Below are 19030 nucleotides of genomic sequence, written 5' to 3'. Positions count from 1 at the left end.
TCTCACGGACAGCGCGCAATCGCCTGCCGTAGCGGATCAATCCTTGTTCTTCGCCTTGGGCTGCGTTGCCGCAGCGGTATCCTTCGCATCGCCCTTGCGTTCGGGCCGGTCGGGACGATCCTCGGTCGGCTCGGGTGCAGGCGTGCGGTCCTCGCCGGTGCCTTCCTCGGCAGGCGCGCCCTTGCTGACCTTCTCGTCGGCCTTCTCGTCGGTTTTCTTGCCGGCGCCGGTTTCCTTGGGCGAATCGGTCGTCTTGGATTCGTCGACCGGCGGGGTCTCCGCCTTCTCGTCGCCCGGCAGGACGTAATCCGCACCCTCCCACGGGGAGAGGAAATCGAAGCTGCGCAGGTCCTGCGCCAGCTCGACCGGTTCGTAGACGACGCGCTGCTCCTCTTCGGAATAGCGCAGTTCGACATAGCCCGTCAGCGGGAAGTCCTTGCGGAAGGGATGCCCTTCGAAGCCGTAGTCGGTCAGGATGCGGCGCAGGTCCGCATTGCCTGCGAAGACCACGCCGAACATGTCGAACACCTCGCGTTCGAGCCAGCCCGCATTGGGCCAGAGCGTCGTCACGGTCGGCACCGGCGTCGCCTCGGCAGCTGATACCTTCACCATAATGCGACTGTTCTGCGTGAGCGAGAGAAGCATGTAGACAACTTCGAACCGCTCCGCGCGGCTCGGGTAGTCGACCCCGGCGATCTCCATCAGCTGCTGGTAGCCGTGATCGTCCCGTAGCAGACGCAGCGCGTCCTCGATCCGGTCGCGTTGCACAGTCAGCGACAGCTCGCCGTGCTCTTCGCGCGCCTCGACCAGCATCGCGCCGAGTGCGCCGGAAAGCGTATCCTTCAGCCCGTCAATGCGGGTAAACCGGGGGGCGGAGTGGAGAACGGCCATCCTAGCGCTCCACCGTCCCGCTGCGGCGGATCTTCCGCTGCAGCTGCATTACGCCGTAAAGCAACGCCTCTGCGGTCGGCGGGCACCCGGGCACGTAGATATCGACCGGCACGATCCGGTCGCAGCCGCGCACGACGCTGTAGGAATAGTGGTAATAGCCGCCGCCATTGGCGCAGCTGCCCATCGAGATGACGTACTTGGGGTTCGACATCTGGTCGTAGACCTTGCGCAGCGCAGGCGCCATCTTGTTGCACAGCGTGCCCGCGACGATCATCACGTCGCTCTGCCGCGGCGAGGCGCGCGGGGCGACGCCGAACCGCTCCATGTCGTAGCGCGGCATGTTGACGTGGATCATCTCCACCGCGCAGCACGCAAGGCCGAAGGTCATCCACCACAGGCTGCCCGTGCGCGCCCACTGGAAGATCTCTTCCGTCGACGTGACGAGGAAGCCCTTGTCGTTCACCTCGGTCTGCAGAGCGTTGAAATAGTCCTGGTCGGGCGCACGCACCTCGCCCGGCTGCGCCGTGGGCTGCAGGTGCGGGTCGCGGCCCGCAGGGGTGATCGTCTGGTTCTCGCTCATGTCAAATCCAATCGGGCCTGCCGAAACCGGGGACTACTCCCACTCCAGCGCGCCCACTTTCCATGCATAGGCCAGCCCGATGGCAAGCTCGCCGATAAAGACCATCATGGTCGCCCAGCCCGTCCATCCGGTCAAATCGAGGCTGACCGCCCAGGGAAACAGGAAGGCCGCTTCGAGATCGAAGATGATGAACAGGATCGCCACCAGGTAGAAACGCACGTCGAACTGGCTGCGCGGTTCCTCGAACGCGGGGAAGCCGCATTCATACTCGCTCAGCTTTTCCGCCGTCGGGTTGTGCGTACCGGTGAGGCGGGAAACGCCCATCGGCAGGAACACGAAGACGCACGAAATCGCCAGGGCGACGCCGATAAACAGGAGGATGGGCAGGTATTGTTCGAGGTCGATCACGCGTGATTCCAAAAGTCTGGCTTTCGCGGCATGCCTCTAGGGCGCACGCCGCCGCGGCGCAAGGGAGCCTGCGGCGCAACTCCCGTTGGTTTTTTCGCAACAATCGTACGCGCGTTCCTACTTCATCTCGCGCGCGATCGCCTTCTTCGCGGTATCACCATAGGGCGGCTTGAGCCCCGCCAGCTTGGCAATGTCGATTTTCGGCTGCTGGTAGATGCTGCGGGCGTGGCTGAATTCGCGGAAACCTTCGGGCCCGTGATAAGACCCGATGCCCGACGGGCCGACCCCGCCGAAAGGCATGTCGTCCACCGAAATGTGGAAGATCACGTCGTTGACGGTCACCCCGCCCGAGATCGTGCGCTCCAGCACCCGCTCGCGCTCCGTGCTGTCGCTGCCGAAATAATAGAGCCCCAGCGGGCGATCGTGATCATTGATATAATCGACCGCCTCGTCGATCGCCTTGTAGGTCTTCACCGGCAGGACGGGGCCGAAGATTTCTTCCTGCATCGCCTGCATGTCGTCGGTGACGCCGCGCAGGATGGTGAGCGGCATCTTGCGGGTATTGGCGCTGACGAAGCTTTCGTTCGCAGGGTTCACCACCGTCACCTCGGCCCCCTTGGCCTTCGCATCTTCGACGATTCCCTTGAGCCGTTCGAAATGCTTGTCGGAAATCACCGCCGTATAATCATCATTATCGAGCAGCGTCGGGTACATCTCATGCACGCCGAGCTGGACGGCGGCGACCACGCCTTCCTCCTGATCCTCGGGCACCAGCAGATAATCGGGCGCAAGGCAGATCTGGCCCGCGTTGAGCATCTTGCCCAGCGCAATCCGTTCCCCCGCACGGGTAAGGTCCGCGCCCTTGCCGATAATCGTGGGGCTCTTGCCGCCCAGTTCCAGCGTGACGGGGACGAGGTTCTTCGCCGCAGCCTCCATTACCTTGCGGCCGGTTTCGGTCGATCCGGTGAAAACGAGATGGTCGAACCGCAGCGAGGAGAACGCCTGCGCCACATCGGGCCCGCCGGTTACCACCGCCACTTCGCTCTCGTCGAACAGATCGCCCACCAGTTCGCGCATCCGCTCGCTCGTCGCGGGGGTGAACTCGCTCGGCTTGATCATCGCGCGGTTGCCCGCCGCCAGCACCTGCATCAGCGGTCCGAAGCTCAAGTTCACCGGGAAATTCCACGGGCTCATGATCCCGATCACGCCCTTGGGTTCGTAGCGGACCTCCGCCTTCGCGCCCATCAGGCCCAGCGGGAACCGGACCGATCGCTTGTCGGGCGCGGCCCAGTGATCGAGGTTCTTGAGGCAATATTTGCCGAAGCCGATCGTGCTGACGATGTCCGTCATCATCGAACCTTCGTGGCTGCGGCTGCCGAAGTCCGTGTTCATAGCCTCGGCCAGCGATTCGCCGTGTTCGGAGAGGATCGACATCGCCCGCTTGATCCGGTCGCGCCGGACAGAGAGCGGCTCGGGCCGCGCCGCGGTGAAGGCCCTGCGCTGCGTTTCAAGAATGCGCTCAAGGGTCTGGGGCGAGGTATCGCTCATGTCACGGCTCTCCGATTGTGTTTCTTGGCTGGCTTATTACATCGAACGCGACATCACGCCAAAGAGTTGCAACAAGCAGAGAGGCACGCACACACCCATGGCCCAGTTTTCTTCCGCCGACCCGATCGTCATCCTTTCCTACGCGCGCACCCCGATGGGGAGCATGCAGGGCGCGCTGGCCGATGCCACTGCGACCGATCTGGGCGCGACGGCGGTGAAGGCGGCGGTGGACCGCTCGGGCGTGCCGGTGGAAAGCTTCGACCGCACCTACATGGGCTGCGTCCTGCCCGCCGGCCTCGGCCAGGCCCCCGCGCGCCAGGCGTCGATCAAGGCCGGCCTGCCCAAGTCGGTCCAGGCGACCACGGTGAACAAGGTCTGCGGCAGCGGCATGCAGACCGTCATCATGGGCTCCGAAGCACTTGCCAGCGGCACCGTGAACTACGTGGTTGCCGGGGGCATGGAGAGCATGACCAACGCCCCCTACCTGCTCAAGAAGCACCGCAGCGGCGCACGGCTCGGCCATGACACTGCGTACGACCACATGTTCCTCGACGGGCTGGAAGATGCCTACGAGGAAGGCCGCGCGATGGGCACCTTCGCGCAGGACACCGCCAACGAATATCAGCTGACGCGCGAGGAAATGGACGACTATTCCATCGAATCGCTGCGCCGCGCCAATGCCGCGATCGAAAGCGGCGCCTTCGATGGCGAGGTCGTTCCAGTGGCGATCGTGACCCGCAAGGGCGAAACTCTGGTCGAGCATGACGAAGCGCCCGGCAAGGGCAAGCCCGACAAGATCCCGACCCTGCGCCCCGCCTTCGCCAAGGATGGCACGATCACCGCGGCGACCTCGTCGAGCATTTCGGACGGCGCAGCGGCCGTAGTCCTCAGCCGCGAAAGCGTGGCCAAGGAAAACGGCCAGACGCCGGTAGCCAAGATCGTCGGCCTCGCCGCGCACGCCCAGGAGCCGAGCAAGTTCACCGTCGCGCCGATCGGCGCGATCGAGAAACTGCTCGAACAGACCGGCTGGAACGCGGACGACGTCGACCTGTGGGAAGTGAACGAGGCATTTGCCTGCGTGGCGATGTTCGCGATGCGCGACATCGGCATCCCGCACGACAAGATCAACGTGAACGGCGGCGGCACGGCGCTGGGCCACCCGATCGGCGCCAGCGGCACGCGGATCATCGTAACGTTGCTCAACGCGCTCAAGCAGCAGGGCAAGAAGCGCGGCATCGCATCGCTGTGCATCGGTGGCGGCGAAGCCACCGCCGTTGCGGTAGAGATGGTCTAGAACACGACCGAAAGGGATCGGCCGCTCGCCCTGCCGCAGGGCGGGCGGCATTTATTTTACGATTGATGGGGCTTCAGGGCTCGCCCGGTCCCCACAGACGGCTCGCCTCGACGAAGCCGTTGTGCTCCCCGACCGAGAATTCGCACCAGCTGGCCTCGCAAGTCCCAAGCTCGCCGACGACGCCAGGCTCCAGACGCCATTTGACCGGCGATCCGGCACTATCGTCCGCGCGCATTTCCACCAGATCGGCACCTGTCACGATCGCGCCGCGTTTGCGGCTGAGCAGCCGTGCCGCGATCCAGCCCTTGGCGCCGTCCGGGTCTTCCACCAGACGCCAGCCATCGCGCATGCGCAGCACCTTCACCGGCAGCCCCTTGCGCTTGTAGACCCATTCGATCCGGTATTCCTGGCTCGGCCCCACGCGCATGTAGGCTTCCGTCACGTCGATCGTCGCCCAATAGGGCGTATCCCTGTTCTGAGCGTCGGCCGGCGTCGCGGCGAGGATGGTAAGGCCCGTGGCGAGCAATGTGGCGCGTCTCAGCATAGGGGCGAAGATTACCGCATCGCGCCGCTCGCTGGCAAGCTGGCTTAGCGCCCGCTTGACCACCCCTGCCCCACGCGCCAAGCAGGCAGGCGCAATGGCCAGCACATCCGACAAATCCACCCGCCGCATCGAGGGTACGCCCCGCGTTATCGTCACCCGCGCGCTCTCTCCTCAGATCGAGGCCCGCATGGGCGAGCTGTTCGACTGCCGCTTCAACGAACGCGACGCGCCCCTGACGCGCGAGCAACTGATCGAGGCGATGAACGAGACCGACGTGCTCGTCCCAACCGTGACCGACCGGATCGACGCCGAGATGATGGCACAGGCGGGCGACCGGCTGGGCCTGATCGCCAGCTTCGGCGCGGGGACCGACCATATCGATCTGAAGGCCGCGGCAGCCAGGCGTATAACAGTGACCAACACGCCGAGCGTCTTTACCGAGGATACCGCCGACCTCGCCTTGGCGCTGATCATCGGGGTGCCGCGCCGGATGCGCGAGGGCGTGTCGCTCATACGCAGCGGCGAATGGAGCGGCTGGGCACCCACCGCGCTGCTTGGCCGCAAGCTGGCGGGCAAGACACTTGGCATCGTCGGCATGGGCCGGATCGGCCAAGCGGTCGCGCACCGCGCCAAGGCCTTCGGGCTCGACATCGTCTATCACAATCGCAAGCGGCTGCCCGGGGCGATCGAGCGGATGTTCGGTGCGACCTATGTCGAGAGTCTCGACGAACTGCTGGCCCAGACCGACATCCTCACCCTGCACTGTCCGTCCAATCCGGAGAGCCACCACATGATCGACGCGCAGGCGATCTCGCGGATGAAACCCGACGCCTGTCTGATCAACACCGCGCGCGGCGATCTGGTGGATCAGGACGCGCTGGTCGGCGCGCTGGAAAGCGGCCACCTCGCGGGGGCCGGACTGGACGTCTACCCGGACGAGCCCGCGGTCGATCCGCGCCTGCTCGCCCATCCCAATGTCATGACCCTGCCCCATATCGGCTCCGCCACGGCGGAAGGACGGGCTGCATCGGGCGAGAAAGTGATCGCGAATATCCGCTTCTGGGCCGACGGCCATCGCCCGCCCGACCAGGTGCTCGACGCGCTGATCTGATCGCGCCCACCGATTAACCATCGGGTTTACCGGATATACGGACATTTCCCGCTAAGCCCTTGCCGAATGCGCGCCGGCACCCGATTCCGGGGCGCGCCGATACCGGGGGCCGAAGGCACATGATCGATCTTATCCGCAGCCGCAGCATTGCAGGTCCGCTCTTGCTCGCCGCTCTGTTCGGCGCCCCTGCCTCGGCACAGGAAATCGGTGAGCTCGTCGCCAACGATACGGGCGATACGGCCTGGATCCTCGCGTCCTGCGCGCTCGTCCTGATGATGACGCTGCCCGGCCTTGCGCTGTTCTACGGCGGGCAGGTTCGTGCGAAGAACGTCCTTTCGGTCGCGCTGCAGACCGGCGCGGTGGCCTGCATCGTGTCTGTGCTGTGGGTTATCCTTGGCTACACGCTCGCGTTCGGAAATGCCGGAAACGGCTGGATCGGCGATGGTCGCGCGTGGATGCTGATCGAGCTGACCAATGTGCGCATCGGCACGACCATCCCCGAAAGCGCCTTCGTATCGCTCCAGATGGCCTTCGCGATCTTCGCCGCCGCGCTGATGATCGGCGCGTGGGTGGACCGGGCGCGCTTCACATGGGTCGTGGTCTTCTGCGCCGCCTGGAGCCTGCTCGTCTACGCCCCTGTCGCCCACTGGGTCTGGGGTGGCGGCTGGCTGGCGAGCAGTGTCGGCACTCTCGATTTCGCGGGCGGACTGGCGGTGCACACCACGGCAGGCGTTTCCGCACTGATCGTCGCGATCATGATGGGCAAGCGTCGGGGCTTTCCCGACACGCCCATGCCCCCTCATGCGCCCGCCCTGACCATGGTCGGCGCCGCAATGCTGTGGGTCGGCTGGTTCGGCATGAGCGGCGGATCCGCGCTCGCCGCGACCGACGATGCCTCGACCGCGATCATCAATACCCACGTCGCCGCGAGCATCGCTGCACTGGTCTGGCTGCTGATCGAGCGGATCAATTTTGGCAAGGCGACGACATTCGGCTGGGCGACCGGCGCCTTTGCCGGACTTACGGCAATCTCGCCAGCGGCCGTCTATATCTCGCCCGGTGCGGCGATCCTGTTCGGGGCGCTCGCCTCGGTCGTCTGCTACGCGGCGATATTGCAGGTTCGCAAATGGGGCATCGACGATTCGCTAGGCGTGTTCGCGGTGCATGGAGCCGGTGGCATTGTCGGCACGCTGCTGCTGGGCCTGTTCGTGTCCTCCGCTCTGGGCGGCACGGGCTATCCGGAAGGCATGAGCCCGCTCGGCCAGCTTGGCGCGCAGGCCGTGGGGATCGCGGTGGTCGCGCTGTGGAGCGCGGTGCTGACCGGCATCCTCGCGCTGGCGATCGGCATCGTCGCCCCCATGCGGGTCAAGAAGAAGCACGAGATCGCAGGGCTGGACATGACCCGTCATGGCGAGCGGGGCTGGCATTTCGGCGAGGACGCTGGCGATTAGCCCGCTAGCGGCAGTTCCTCGTCCAGAATAGCGAGGATCCGTTCGATCGAAGCGCGGCTGGCGGAAAATTCGAAATGCCGCTCGGGCACTTCGATCGCCCGGTCGCACTCCCCTTCTTCCCCGCGCGAACAGGCCGGCGCGACAATCCCGTCGTGGGGGGACCAGATCGCGATGGTGCGCACCGGAGGCTTCTGGCGGGGATCATCGCTCAGCGGCGGATCATCGACCTTGTGATCGTTCATCGCCTCGTACAGCCGCCATGCGTTGTTCGCGCGCCGGTCTCCCGAAAACGGCGTGCCCAGCGTCATCACCAGCGCAACCTTTTCCGGGTGTCGCTGCGCCAGCACGCGAGCGTAGAGGCCGCCCAGGCTGATCCCGATCAGCGCGACCTTCTGCCCGGTCAGCTCATAAACCTCGTCGAGCCGGGCCTCCGCGCGGGCGAAGAAGGCTTCCGTAATGCCCGTCATCATCGCGCTGATCCGCGCAGGATAAGGGTCGTAGCCCGCCGCATCGAGCGTGCGCCGCATGAGCGAGGTCGCACTGTCGTTCGACATGATCCCGGGGATGATCAACACCGGAGGGCGCGGCGCGTCCTTCGGTGCAGGCTTCACGCCTTGGGGCAGGCGCACGCGCCGGATCGGGCTCGACCAGATTTTCGGCAGGTTCGGCAGTTCGCGGAGCCAATAGCCGAAAGGCGGTGCCAGATGGTCATCTCGCATCGCGTCTTTCGGCTTGGCCATCGGGTCAATCTCCGGTCAGGATGCGATCCACCAACTGCTTCACGGTGGGGGTGAAGTTATTGGAATAGAACGGGTCCAGCTTGAAACGATAGGCTGCGTGACCGGCGAAGGCGAGGTTTTCGTCCGGGTCACCGCCATGCGCGATATCCTGCAAAGTCTTCTGGATGCAGAAGCTGCGCGGATCGGCGAGGCGGCCGGTCGTGTGATCGTCATGATCCTTCCAGCTCGAAAACTGGCAGTGCGACAGGCAGCCCATGCAGCCCTGCTGGTCGGCGCGGATCTGCTCGGCGCTTTCCGGGGTCACGAAGACCACCGTGCTGTCGGGCGTCTTGAGCGCTTCGGTAAAGCCTTCGTGCATCCACGCCTGCGCCTTGCGCTGGTCGCCGGGGTGCACGAAGAAATACTTCGCCTTGCCGTGATCCGACAGCGGGATCGTGCCCTCTTCCTCGTCGCGCTTGAAGATCGGGATCTGCCGCTCGCTGCGGTGCATCAGATCATAGAGGAACGGCGTCTTCACCGCGCTGGAATAGAACCCGGTGGGCGAGAATTTGTGCAGCAGCACGTCGCCCGGCTCGACCGTGCGCAGCATGTCTTTCCACACCTGCGGGATCGGGCTTTCCTCGGTCAGCAGGGGCCGCGTGCCGAACTGGAAGGCGATCTTGCCCAGCTCGGGATTGTCGATCCACTCTTCCCACTCGCGCAGGAACCACACGCCGCCGGCCATGACGATGGCGGTCTCTTCCGAGACGCCTTCCTTGCGCATCGTGTCGCGCAGTGCCTTCACGCGCGGATAGGGGTCTTCGGGCTTGGTCGGGTCTTCGGCATTGGACAGGCCATTGTGCCCGCCTGCCAGCCACGGGTCTTCATAGACCACCGCCGCCAGCAGGTCCGGCACCTTTGAATAGCTACGCTTCCACAGCGCGCGGAAGGCGCGGGCAGAGCTCACGATCGGCAGATAGTGCACGTTGTACCGCGCGGCGATCTCGGCCAGCTTGTAAGGCATGCCCGCGCCGCAGGTGACGCCGGTGATCTTGTCGGCGCAATTGTCCAGCACGCCTTCGAGCACGGCTTGCGCGCCGCCCTGTTCCCACAGGACATTGATGTTGATCGCGCCTTTGCCATCGGCGATCTCGTAAGCGCGATTGACCTGCTCGGTCGCACCGTCGATCGCATAGCGGACCAGCTGTTCGAAGCGTTCCTTGCGCGTGGCCTGCGGGTAGACCTGCGGAATGGGATTGCCATCCTCGTCGTAGCTGTCGGCGTTGACCGCAGACACGGTGCCGATGCCGCCCGCGGCGGCCCATGCGCCCGAACTTGCGTGATTGGTCGCCGAAACGCCCTTCCCGCCTTCAATCAGCGGCCAAACCTCGCGACCGCCGTACTGGATTGGTCGCAGTCCTTTAAATGCCATCAAACTTCCAATTATTGAGCTGCGCGCGCCGTACCTTCGGCATTGCCACTAGCGGCATCGGCCGCGCTTTTCTGCCCCGTACAGGGCACGATTTCGTCTGGTCCGGGCCTTGTAGCGCCGCGACTGAACTGTGCATAGTACCCCGCGAGTTCGGGACCCTGCTCGATCCGGTCGAGCCGGTAGCCGACCCGCTCGAACTCGCAGGCGAGCAGCGCGGGCGCAATCCCGTGGCGGTCGGTGGGTCGGTCGATATCGACCACGATCACCTTGCCGTTTTCTACCAGCGCCGGCCACAGGCGCCACAGGAATGCGTAAGGTTCGGCCACCTCGTGGTACATGTGGACAAGGAAGACCCGGTCGAAACTGTCGTCGGGCAGGCGCGGATCGTCCTGCGCGCCCAGCTTGATCGAAACATTGTCGAGCCGCTCCCGCTCCACGCGGCGGCCGAGCCGTTCGAGCGCGCTGCGGTCGATATCCTGCGCCAGCACCCGGCCGTTCTCCCCCACGCGCTCGCCCAGGCGGATGGTGTAATAGCCTTCGCCTGCGCCGATATCGGCCACGGTCATGCCCGCCTGGATCGCGGCCATGTCCATCACTTTCTGCGCTTCGCCCTGGCTGTCGCGCGCATCCTCGTTCGAAAACTCGTTGGCGCCAAGATCGGACACCGGGCGGTCGGGTTCGGGGAAAGCGCGGGCGGTCTCTGGCCTGTCGGAATCGGACTCGCCGCCGCCGCAGCCCGTGAGAGCGAGCGCCGCACATGCAAAGAACAGGGGACCGAGCCTCGCCATCATCGTGGGCGGCACTTAACCGCGCATCGCCCGCTTGGCAAAGCGGGTTTTGACTTTACTCGACGTCTTCCACGTCGACCGCCTCGCCCGTCACGCGCTGCGCCAGAGCGGCGGAGATGAACGGGTCGATCGCGCCGTCGAGCACGTCGCCCGGTGCGGTCGAGGTTTCGCCCGTGCGCAGGTCCTTCACCATCTGGTACGGCTGGAGGACGTAACTGCGGATCTGATGGCCCCAGCCAATTTCCGTCTTTTCCTGATACTCGCCCGAAGCCGCCGCCTCGCGTTCCGCCATCTCGCGTTCGAACAGGCGCGCCTTGAGCATGTTCATCGCGGTCGCGCGGTTCTTGTGCTGGCTGCGATCATTCTGGCTGGCGACCACGATGCCGGTCGGCTGGTGGGTTATGCGGACGGCCGAATCGGTCGTGTTGACGTGCTGCCCGCCCGCGCCCGACGCGCGGTAGGTATCGATCTTGAGGTCGCTTTCGTTGATCTCGATCTCGATATCGTCGTCGATCACCGGATAGACCCAGACCGAACTGAACGAGGTGTGCCGCCGCGCTGAGCTGTCGTAAGGGCTGATCCGCACGAGGCGGTGCACACCGCTTTCGGTCTTGGCGTAGCCATAGGCGTTCTCGCCCTTGATCAGCAGCGTGACCGACTTGATACCCGCCTGCTCGCCCGCCTGATATTCGACAGTCTCGACCTTGAAGCCGCGCTTTTCGGCCCAGCGGACATACATCCGCATGAGCATTTCTGCCCAGTCCTGGCTCTCCGTCCCGCCGGCGCCGGCATGCACTTCCAGATAGGCGTCGTTCGCGTCCGCCTCGCCCGAGAGCAGCGCCTGAACCTTGTCGGCATCGGCGCGCGCGGCGAGCTTTTCGAGGCTGGTCAGTCCTTCGTTGATGACATCGTCATCGCCCTCGGCCTCGCCCATCTCGACGAATTCGATCGCGTCGGACATTTCCGACGAGATTGTATTGACCGTGCCGATCGCGCTTTCGAGCCGCTTCTGCTCGCGCATGATCGCCTGCGCCTGCTTGGGATCGTCCCACAAGGTCGGGTCCTCGACCCGGGCGTTGAGCTCGTCCAGCTCGCGCAGCGCGCGCTCCCAGTCCAGCGACTGGCGCACCAGCGCCAGCGCGGCTTCGATCCGGTCGATATGGGCCTGCCCTTCGGCACGCATGGCAAAGTCTCCGAAAATGGGCAGGCAGCGCTAGGCGTGGCTGCCTCGCATGGCAAGGCGCGATGCCGCCGGGGGACGACGGGCGGCTAGTAGATGCCGCCCTGCTCCTCGGCGAAATTCTCCGGCGGCTCCTCGCGTTCGGCCGCCCGGCTGAGGCTCGCTTCGGCCCGCCGTGCACGGCGGATGAGGTCGAGCAGCTCCTGCCGCTGGGCCGCGATTTCCGACGCGCGGGTGGACCGGGGTGGCTCGGTATCGGGCTTGAAAGCCTCCCAGATGATCGCCGCATTGTCTTCCGTACCCGGCCACGCATCGAACACGCGCCCGCCGGTGCGCCGGTCGATCCGCACCATGCGCACCCCTGCGGGGGCGACGGGCGGGTTGTCGCGCCAGCGATCGCGCGTTTCCTCGATGAAGGTCTTCACGATCGGGGCCGCCACCGTGCCGCCCTGCGCGTAACCACCCATGTTGCGCGGCTGGTCGAAGCCCAGATAGGTGCCGACCATCAGCTGCTGTGTCCCGCCGATGAACCACACGTCCTTGGGCCCGGTGGTCGTTCCGGTCTTGCCGAACAGCGGCAGGTTCTGGTCGCGCAGCACCTTGGCCGTGCCCCGGGTGATCACGCCTTCGAGCATGTGAGTCACCTGGAAGGAGGTCCGCGCGTCGATCACCTGGCGCCCCTTGGGGCCGAGGCGCGGCATGGCCGAGCCGTCCCATTCGGCGCTGTTGCAGCCTTCGCAGGCGCGCTCGTCGGCGCGCCAGATCACCTTGCCGCGCCGGTCCTGCACGTAGTCGATCACGGTCGGGTCATTGTAGCGACCGTGGTTGGCCAGCGTCGAATAGGCGTTGACCATCTTTTCGACCGTCGTCTCGCCCGCGCCCAGCGCAAAGGCGAGATACGGATCGTAGGATCCGATGCCGACCTTCTCGTAGGTCTTGATGACGTTGGGCATGCCCGCATCGTTCGCGATGTGAACCGTCATGATGTTCTGCGACTGCTCGAGCCCGTAACGCATCGGGTAGGTCCCGCCGCGCCCGCCACGGAAACACTTCTCACCCAGCTGCGCGCCCTGGTAGGCGCAGAAGGAGCCGTTCTCGATCTGGGTCGCAGGGGTCATGCCCTGGTCCAGCCCGGCGGCATAGACGAAGGGCTTGATGGTCGAACCGGGCTGGCGTTCGGCCTGGGTCGCCCGATTGAAGCTTTCGAGGCGGCTGTCGAACCCGCCCTGCATCGCGAGGATGCGGCCGGTCTGCGGGTCCTCGGCGATCAGCCCGCCGGAGGCATCGGGGATGATCGCCACGCGCCATGCATTGCCCGACGGGCGCACCGCGATCACGTCGCCGGGTTGCAGCGATCCGGGGGCGCCGGTCAGCGTGCTACTCTGCCCGTCGGCGAAGGCGATCGCGCCCGAGCCGGTGAACACCGCCGTGCGCCAGTCTTCGTAATTGATCCCGATATTGGCGCTGGCCAGCTGGCTGCCCAGGTCGCCCTTGCTGGGGTCGAGCGTCGCGACAGGGCCACTCCAGCCACGCGACCCGTGGTAACGCAGCATGCCCTTGCGCAGCGCATCGCGCGCCGCGTCCTGATAATCGAGGTCGAGCGAGGTGCGCACCCACAGGCCGCCCGCATAGACGCTGTTGGGCCCGTCGTCGGCGGTCTCGCCGAAACGGTCGAGCAGTTCGCGACGGACCGCTTCGATGAAATAGCCTGCATCCGCATTGCGGATCGAGCCCGCGCCCGAGGTCAGCCCCAGCGGCTTGGCCTTCGCCTCTGCGACCTGCTGCGGCGTGGCCCAGCCATTTTCTTCCATCTGGCCAAGCACCCAGTTGCGGCGCTGGATGGCCATGTCCTCGTACCGCTCGCGCCCATAGCGCTCGGGCGCCTTGGGCAGGATCGCGAGGAACGCCATCTCGTTCAGCTCGAGATCGCCGACATCCTTGTCGAAATAGGCGCGCGCGGCGGCCTGGACCCCGAAGCTGCGCCGCCCCAGCGGGATTTCGTTGAGGTAGAGCGTGAGGATTTCCTGCTTGGTCAGCGTCTGCTCGATCCGGCGCGCAACCAGCATTTCGCGCAGCTTGCGGGTGACCGAGTACTCATCGCTCAGCAGCACGTTCTTGGCGACCTGCTGGGTGATGGTGGAACCGCCGACCGCGCGCTCGTCCGTCCCCGCCTTGCGCGCATAGTCGAGCACGGCGTTGAGCGTACCGGTAATGTCGACGCCGTTATGGCTCCAGAAAGTCTCGTCCTCGGCGGAGAGGAACGCGTTGATCAGCGGTTCGGGAAAATCGCCGAAGTCGAGCTGAACGCGGCGGTCGCGGGCATAGGTGCCCACGATCTCGCCGTCATTGCCGCGCACCACGGTGGGCAGCGGGGTCTCGTAATCCTGCAGGGCGGTGGCATCGGGCAGGTCGCGCCCGATCAGGAACCACGCGACCGCGAACAGCACCAGCAGCGCGGCGGTGCCATAGACGATCCAGCGCACGGCCCAGTTATCGTGCCAGGTCTGCCGGAACTCGGCAAAGGCGTCCGACGATCCGCGCTGGACGCGGTAACGGTTAGGTTCGACGTTGGTTTCGGTCATGATGCGGCAGCGCCCTTAGCACGCCCCTCGCGCAGATCGCCATAACCAAACGTGAACATTGTCGGGCGGTGCACGCGTGGCCGCTCTAGCTCGCCGACTGGCGGGCGAAGAAGACGCGGATCGCCCGCGCGACGAATTCGGAGAACTCGCGTTGCCCCTCTTGGGAAGAGAGCTGCGCCGCATCATCGGCGTTGGTCAGGAAGCCGACTTCGAACAGCACCGCGGGCACATCGGGCGCACGCAGCACGGCAAGTGCGGCGGCGCGCTGGGTTTGCGAGTGGAAGCGGTGCCTGCCCCGCCCTTCCCGCTCGATCAGCTCGGCGAACTCGCGGCTGGTCTCCTGCACCCGGCGCTGCGAGAGTTCGACGAGGATGTCGTTCACCGGATCGCTCTGGTTCTTGACCACCACGCCGTTCAGCAGGTCGGCATTGTTCTCGCGGTTGGCGAAGCGGGCGGCCGCTTCGCTCGATGCCTCGCTCGACAAGGTGTAAATGCTCGCGCCGGAGGCGCTGCTTGCGTCGCCCGCGCTGTCCGCGTGAATCGAGATGAACAGGTCGGCATTCATCCGCCGGGCGATTTCGGGGCGTTCCTGCAGTACGAGGAAAGTATCGTCCTCGCGTGTGAGGGCGACGCGAATACCGCCCTCTTCTATCAGGCGGTCCTTCACGGCGAGGGCGAGTTCGAGCACGACGTCCTTCTCGAACCTGTCGCCTGCAACCGTGCCGGGGTCCTTCCCTCCGTGGCCCGCGTCGATCAGCACGAGGGGGCGCGACTTGTCGGCCGGGCCGTAGATTTCGGGCAGGTCGACCGGCTGCCCCGCCTCGGGCAGGACCATGCCGATCACATAGTCGCGGCCCAAGTGCGGCACCGGCAGGGTAAACCCGAAAACACGCAATCCACCCACCAGCAGGACCGGCAGCAGGAAGATCGCCAGGATTTGGAAGAACCGCGCCATGTGGCCTGTCGTGTAAAAGGCCGCAGGTCGGCAGCGCAATAGAGTTGCCGCACCTTGCACACGATGCTAGCCATAATGGGTCACGAGGCGCCAGACCCTTGAACGGAGCGAAATATTCACTCCTGCGGGTGCATGGCGATCGGGACAACACGAATGGCCGCGCGGCATTTTGTTCTCGCGGTCGCCCACGAAGATTACAGGTTGATGCGACCAATGCGCACTCCCCGCACACTTGAAACCGCCAGGCCTCACGGCCGCGCGGACCTGTGCATTGCGGGGGCCGGGCACGCTGCCGACAAGATGGCACGCGTGCAGGCAGACAGGCACCTGGCCGCAGACACATACGCTCCCCGCAGGCCCCGCAAGCGGCCGGCGACGGATTTCCCATCACGCGCGGGCCGCACGGCCGAGCGATTTTTCATCACAGATAACGCGTTTCGCCGCGACCGGCCCCCAGGGCAGCTACGGCGCGCGAAGCGCGTGGAGACTTATACATGGCACAGCGCATGCTTATCGATGCGCGCCACACGGAAGAAACCCGTGTGGCCGTTCTCAAAGGCAACCGGATAGAAGAATTCGACTTCGAATCGGCTGAACACAAGCAGATCAAGGGCAATATCTACCTCGCGAAAGTAACGCGGGTAGAACCTTCTCTCCAGGCAGCCTTCGTCGATTTCGGCGGCAACCGCCACGGGTTCCTCGCCTTCAGCGAGATTCACCCGGATTACTATCAGATCCCCAAGGAAGACCGCGACGCACTGCTCGCCGAAGAGGCGGAAGCCGCGGCCGAGGAAGAGCGTCTGCGCGACGAAGAGGAAGACGCAGGCCACCTGCCGGGCGACGAATACGACGCCGAGGACGAGGAATCCTCCGAAGCGCTCGCCGAAGACCTCGCCGAAGACGGGCTTGAAGAAATCGACACGTCCGACAAGGACAAGGTCTCGACGATCGAGGAAGGCCAGCTTTCCTCCGATGACGACGACGATGATTCCGACGACGACGACGATGCGTCCGACAATAATGGCGGCCGCCGCGGTCGCCGCAAGGGCCGTGGCGGCCCGCGCCGTCAGGGCCAGGGCAACCGCAGCCGCGCGAAGGAAGTCGATGAGGCTCGCGCCAGGCGCCAGGCGCTGCGTCGCCGTTACAAGATCCAGGACGTCATCCAGCGCCGCCAGGTGCTGCTCGTCCAGGTCGTGAAGGAAGAGCGCGGCAACAAGGGCGCGGCGCTGACCACCTATCTCAGCCTCGCCGGGCGCTACACGGTGCTGATGCCCAACAGCAGCCATGGCGGCGGCATTTCGCGCAAGATTTCTTCCGCGAGCGACCGCAAGCGGCTCAAGACGATCGTCGGCGATCTCAACCTGCCGCGTTCGATGGGCCTCATCGTGCGCACTGCGGGTCTCAGCCGCACCAAGACCGAGATCAAGCGCGACTTCGACTATCTCGCGCGCCTGTGGGACGAGATTCGCGAACGTACGCTGGGCTCCAGCGCGCCATCGCTGATCCATTCGGACAGCGACCTCATCAAGCGCGCGATCCGCGACATCTACAACCGCGAGATCGAAGAGGTGATCGTAGAAGGTGAGGAAGGCTACAAGTCCGCCCGCGCCTTCATGAAATTGCTGATGCCCAGCCACGCGCGGCGGGTGAAAGCCTATTCGGACCCCGTGCCGCTGTTCCAGCGCTACGGCGCGGAGGACCAGTTGCGTGCGATGTACGAGCCGGTGGTGCAGCTGAAGTCGGGTGGCTATCTCGTGATCAACCCGACCGAGGCGCTGGTCTCGATCGACATCAACTCGGGCCGCTCCACCAAGGAACACGGGATCGAGCAGACCGCGACCGCGACCAACCTCGAAGCGGCGAAGGAAATCGCCCGCCAGCTGCGCCTGCGCGACATGGCCGGGCTGGTCGTGATCGACTTCATCGACATGGATTACAATTCCAACGTCCGGAAGGTCGAGCGCGCGATGAAGGACGCGCTCAAGAACGACCGCGCGCGCATCCAGGTCGGCCGCATTTCCGGCTTCGGCCTGATGGAAATGAGCCGCCAGCGCCTCCGCACCGGCGTGCTCGAGGCGACCACCCGCGAATGCCCGCACTGCGACGGCACCGGCCTGGTTCGCACGGCATCCAGCGCGGGCCTTTCCGCGCTGCGCCTGATCGAAGACGAAGCGGCCAAGGGCAAGGGTACCATCATCACCCTGTCGGCCAGCACCGAGGCGGCGGTCTACCTGCTGAACGAGAAGCGCGCCGACCTGGTCGAGATCGAGGAGCGCTACGGCGTCAAGGTCGAGATCGTCCCCGAAGGCGAGGACGAAGGCGCCAAGATGAGCGTCTCCAGCTCCGGTCCCAAGCCGACCGAAGCGCCCAAGTTCGAACCGATCGTGATCGACGATGCCGAGGACGACATCGAGGACGAGGCCGACTCCGACGATGATGACGACGATGACGGCGACAACCGCAACGAGCGGAGCCGCCGCTCGCGCGACAATTCGGACGACGGCAACGATGAAGACGGTCGCCCGAAAAAGAAGCGCCGGCGTCGGCGTGGCGGACGTGGCCGCAACAAGCGCCGCGACAACGAAAACGAGAACGAGAACGGCGAGAATCCGGACGATCAGTCGGATGACCGGTCCGACGACGACCGCTCGAACGACGGCAGTTCGAACGACAACCGTTCGAATGAAGGCGGGTCGGACGATTCGTCGCATGATGATGGCGACGACAAGCCGAAGAAGCGCCGCAGCCGTGGCGGCCGGGGCCGGCGCAAGAAGCACGACGACACCTCGCCCAGCGAAGCGCAGGAGGAGATCTCCGAACATGTCGTGGAAGACATGGCCGTGGTCGCAGGACCCGACGATGCGCCCGCGACTGCCGACGCCGCCACTGCCGAGGGCGACGAGCAGCAGGAGAAGCCGAAGCGCCGTTCGCGCGCCAAGAAGGCCGAACCCAAGGCCGATGGCGAAGTGAGCGAGGGCAAGCCTGACGACAAGGCCGACGACCAGGCGGAGCAGAAACCCGCCCCCAAGCGTCGCAGCCGTGCCAAGAAGGCCGAAGACAAGCCTGCAGAAGAAACGGCTGGCGATAACACGGGCGAAAACAAGGGTGAGGAAAAGCCCGCACCCAAGCGTCGCAGCCGCGCCAAGAAGGCGACCGAAGGCGAAGACAGCGCGGATAAGGGCGGCAAGGCCGATAAGGCCGAGGCTGGCGAGAAGAAAGCTCCCGCCAAAAAGCCCGCTTCGCGTGCCCGCAAGCCTGCAGCCAAGAAGGACACCAAGGAGCAGCTGACCGACGATATCGCCGTCGTCGCAGGGCCCGAGGACACGCCGAGCGAACCGCAGGAAGCGGCCGACAAGTCGCCCACTCCGGCTCCGACGCCAACTCCGACTCCGGTGCCTGCTCCCACGCCCACTGCCGGCGACGATGGCGATGACGAGGACGGCAATGATGCGGACGGCAAGCCGCGTCGCGGCTGGTGGCAGCGCACCTTCGGCGCCTGATCGGCAACGCCTGATGGCACGGCACAATATGCACGGCGTGCGGCAGG

The 19030-nt window shown here is 65.4% G+C and carries 14 protein-coding genes and 1 pseudogene; 4 read left to right on the top strand and 11 right to left on the bottom strand.

The annotated features are described in order from the left end of the window. Positions 1–36: 36 nt before the first annotated feature. From ACYQ0L_RS00845 to ACYQ0L_RS00830, 4 genes and pseudogenes are all read right to left on the bottom strand, one after another. A complete protein-coding gene (locus tag ACYQ0L_RS00845) occupies positions 37–891 on the bottom strand; it encodes an NADH-quinone oxidoreductase subunit C (protein ID WP_459787034.1) in 855 nt (284 codons plus the stop codon). A gap of 1 nt (position 892) precedes the next feature. After that, entirely contained in the window at positions 893–1471 is a 579-nt protein-coding gene (locus ACYQ0L_RS00840) for a NuoB/complex I 20 kDa subunit family protein (RefSeq protein WP_459787033.1), read from the bottom strand. Positions 1472–1504: 33 nt separating this feature from the next. Beyond that, on the bottom strand, positions 1505–1879 hold the full coding sequence (gene ndhC / locus ACYQ0L_RS00835; RefSeq protein ID WP_459787032.1) for an NADH-quinone oxidoreductase subunit A: 375 nt from the start codon (positions 1877–1879) through the stop codon (positions 1505–1507). 117 nt (positions 1880–1996) lie between these two features. Continuing rightward, a pseudogene (locus ACYQ0L_RS00830) lies at positions 1997–3460 on the bottom strand (coniferyl aldehyde dehydrogenase); the annotation flags it as partial. A 64-nt stretch (positions 3461–3524) separates the two neighbouring features. On the opposite strand from ACYQ0L_RS00830, the gene ACYQ0L_RS00825 reads away from it, so the two are divergent. Then, entirely contained in the window at positions 3525–4721 is a 1197-nt protein-coding gene (locus ACYQ0L_RS00825) for an acetyl-CoA C-acyltransferase (protein WP_459787031.1), read from the top strand. A 73-nt stretch (positions 4722–4794) separates the two neighbouring features. On the opposite strand, the gene ACYQ0L_RS00820 is transcribed toward ACYQ0L_RS00825, so the two are convergent. Next, complete coding sequence (locus ACYQ0L_RS00820; RefSeq protein WP_459788000.1) at positions 4795–5265, bottom strand: SH3 domain-containing protein; 471 nt, start codon at positions 5263–5265, stop codon at positions 4795–4797. Positions 5266–5359: 94 nt separating this feature from the next. Between ACYQ0L_RS00820 and ACYQ0L_RS00815 the strand changes: the two genes are divergently transcribed. After that, positions 5360–6376: a 2-hydroxyacid dehydrogenase gene (locus ACYQ0L_RS00815; RefSeq protein WP_459787030.1), complete on the top strand. Its 1017-nt coding sequence runs from the start codon at positions 5360–5362 to the stop codon at positions 6374–6376. Positions 6377–6495: 119 nt separating this feature from the next. Beyond that, the gene (locus tag ACYQ0L_RS00810; RefSeq protein ID WP_459787029.1) at positions 6496–7827 is read left to right on the top strand and encodes an ammonium transporter; all 1332 of its coding nucleotides are present in this window, start codon (positions 6496–6498) and stop codon (positions 7825–7827) included. On the opposite strand, the gene ACYQ0L_RS00805 is transcribed toward ACYQ0L_RS00810, so the two are convergent. The 6 genes from ACYQ0L_RS00805 to ACYQ0L_RS00780 all read right to left on the bottom strand — a co-directional run bounded on the left by ACYQ0L_RS00805 (position 7824) and on the right by ACYQ0L_RS00780 (position 15483). Next, entirely contained in the window at positions 7824–8567 is a 744-nt protein-coding gene (locus tag ACYQ0L_RS00805; protein ID WP_459787028.1) for an alpha/beta fold hydrolase, read from the bottom strand. The genes ACYQ0L_RS00810 and ACYQ0L_RS00805 overlap by 4 nt on opposite strands. 4 nt (positions 8568–8571) lie before the next feature. Continuing rightward, complete coding sequence (locus ACYQ0L_RS00800) at positions 8572–9978, bottom strand: NAD(P)H-dependent flavin oxidoreductase (RefSeq protein ID WP_459787027.1); 1407 nt, start codon at positions 9976–9978, stop codon at positions 8572–8574. A gap of 11 nt (positions 9979–9989) precedes the next feature. After that, positions 9990–10769: a class I SAM-dependent methyltransferase gene (locus tag ACYQ0L_RS00795; protein ID WP_459787026.1), complete on the bottom strand. Its 780-nt coding sequence runs from the start codon at positions 10767–10769 to the stop codon at positions 9990–9992. 52 nt (positions 10770–10821) lie between these two features. Then, the gene (gene prfB, locus ACYQ0L_RS00790; protein WP_459787025.1) at positions 10822–11949 is read right to left on the bottom strand and encodes a peptide chain release factor 2; all 1128 of its coding nucleotides are present in this window, start codon (positions 11947–11949) and stop codon (positions 10822–10824) included. An 86-nt stretch (positions 11950–12035) separates the two neighbouring features. Further along, positions 12036–14528 (bottom strand): penicillin-binding protein 1A, encoded by a 2493-nt coding sequence (locus tag ACYQ0L_RS00785; protein ID WP_459787024.1) that lies wholly within the window; start codon positions 14526–14528, stop codon positions 12036–12038. Between the two features lie 85 nt (positions 14529–14613). Beyond that, complete coding sequence (locus tag ACYQ0L_RS00780; RefSeq protein WP_459787023.1) at positions 14614–15483, bottom strand: N-acetylmuramoyl-L-alanine amidase family protein; 870 nt, start codon at positions 15481–15483, stop codon at positions 14614–14616. Between the two features lie 494 nt (positions 15484–15977). Here ACYQ0L_RS00780 and ACYQ0L_RS00775 point away from each other — a divergent pair, with 494 nt between their 5' ends. Beyond that, the gene (locus tag ACYQ0L_RS00775; protein WP_459787022.1) at positions 15978–18983 is read left to right on the top strand and encodes an Rne/Rng family ribonuclease; all 3006 of its coding nucleotides are present in this window, start codon (positions 15978–15980) and stop codon (positions 18981–18983) included. Positions 18984–19030: the final 47 nt, after the last annotated feature.

This window comes from Alteriqipengyuania triglochinis (assembly GCF_054655655.1).
This window is presented reverse-complemented; position numbering and strand designations above follow the sequence as displayed.

Excerpts from the sequence above, each read along its gene's own strand:
- ACYQ0L_RS00845 (WP_459787034.1), bottom strand. The coding sequence starts at position 891 with ATGGCCGTTCTCCACTCCGCCCCCCGGTTTACCCGCATTGACGGGCTG.
- ACYQ0L_RS00840 (WP_459787033.1), bottom strand. The coding sequence starts at position 1,471 with ATGAGCGAGAACCAGACGATCACCCCTGCGGGCCGCGACCCGCACCTG.
- ACYQ0L_RS00825 (WP_459787031.1), top strand. The coding sequence starts at position 3,525 with ATGGCCCAGTTTTCTTCCGCCGACCCGATCGTCATCCTTTCCTACGCG.
- ACYQ0L_RS00820 (WP_459788000.1), bottom strand. The coding sequence starts at position 5,265 with ATGCTGAGACGCGCCACATTGCTCGCCACGGGCCTTACCATCCTCGCC.
- ACYQ0L_RS00815 (WP_459787030.1), top strand. The coding sequence starts at position 5,360 with ATGGCCAGCACATCCGACAAATCCACCCGCCGCATCGAGGGTACGCCC.
- ACYQ0L_RS00810 (WP_459787029.1), top strand. The coding sequence starts at position 6,496 with ATGATCGATCTTATCCGCAGCCGCAGCATTGCAGGTCCGCTCTTGCTC.
- ACYQ0L_RS00805 (WP_459787028.1), bottom strand. The coding sequence starts at position 8,567 with ATGGCCAAGCCGAAAGACGCGATGCGAGATGACCATCTGGCACCGCCT.
- ACYQ0L_RS00800 (WP_459787027.1), bottom strand. The coding sequence starts at position 9,978 with ATGGCATTTAAAGGACTGCGACCAATCCAGTACGGCGGTCGCGAGGTT.
- ACYQ0L_RS00795 (WP_459787026.1), bottom strand. The coding sequence starts at position 10,769 with ATGATGGCGAGGCTCGGTCCCCTGTTCTTTGCATGTGCGGCGCTCGCT.
- prfB (WP_459787025.1), bottom strand. The coding sequence starts at position 11,949 with ATGCGTGCCGAAGGGCAGGCCCATATCGACCGGATCGAAGCCGCGCTG.
- ACYQ0L_RS00785 (WP_459787024.1), bottom strand. The coding sequence starts at position 14,528 with ATGACCGAAACCAACGTCGAACCTAACCGTTACCGCGTCCAGCGCGGA.
- ACYQ0L_RS00780 (WP_459787023.1), bottom strand. The coding sequence starts at position 15,483 with ATGGCGCGGTTCTTCCAAATCCTGGCGATCTTCCTGCTGCCGGTCCTG.
- ACYQ0L_RS00775 (WP_459787022.1), top strand. The coding sequence starts at position 15,978 with ATGGCACAGCGCATGCTTATCGATGCGCGCCACACGGAAGAAACCCGT.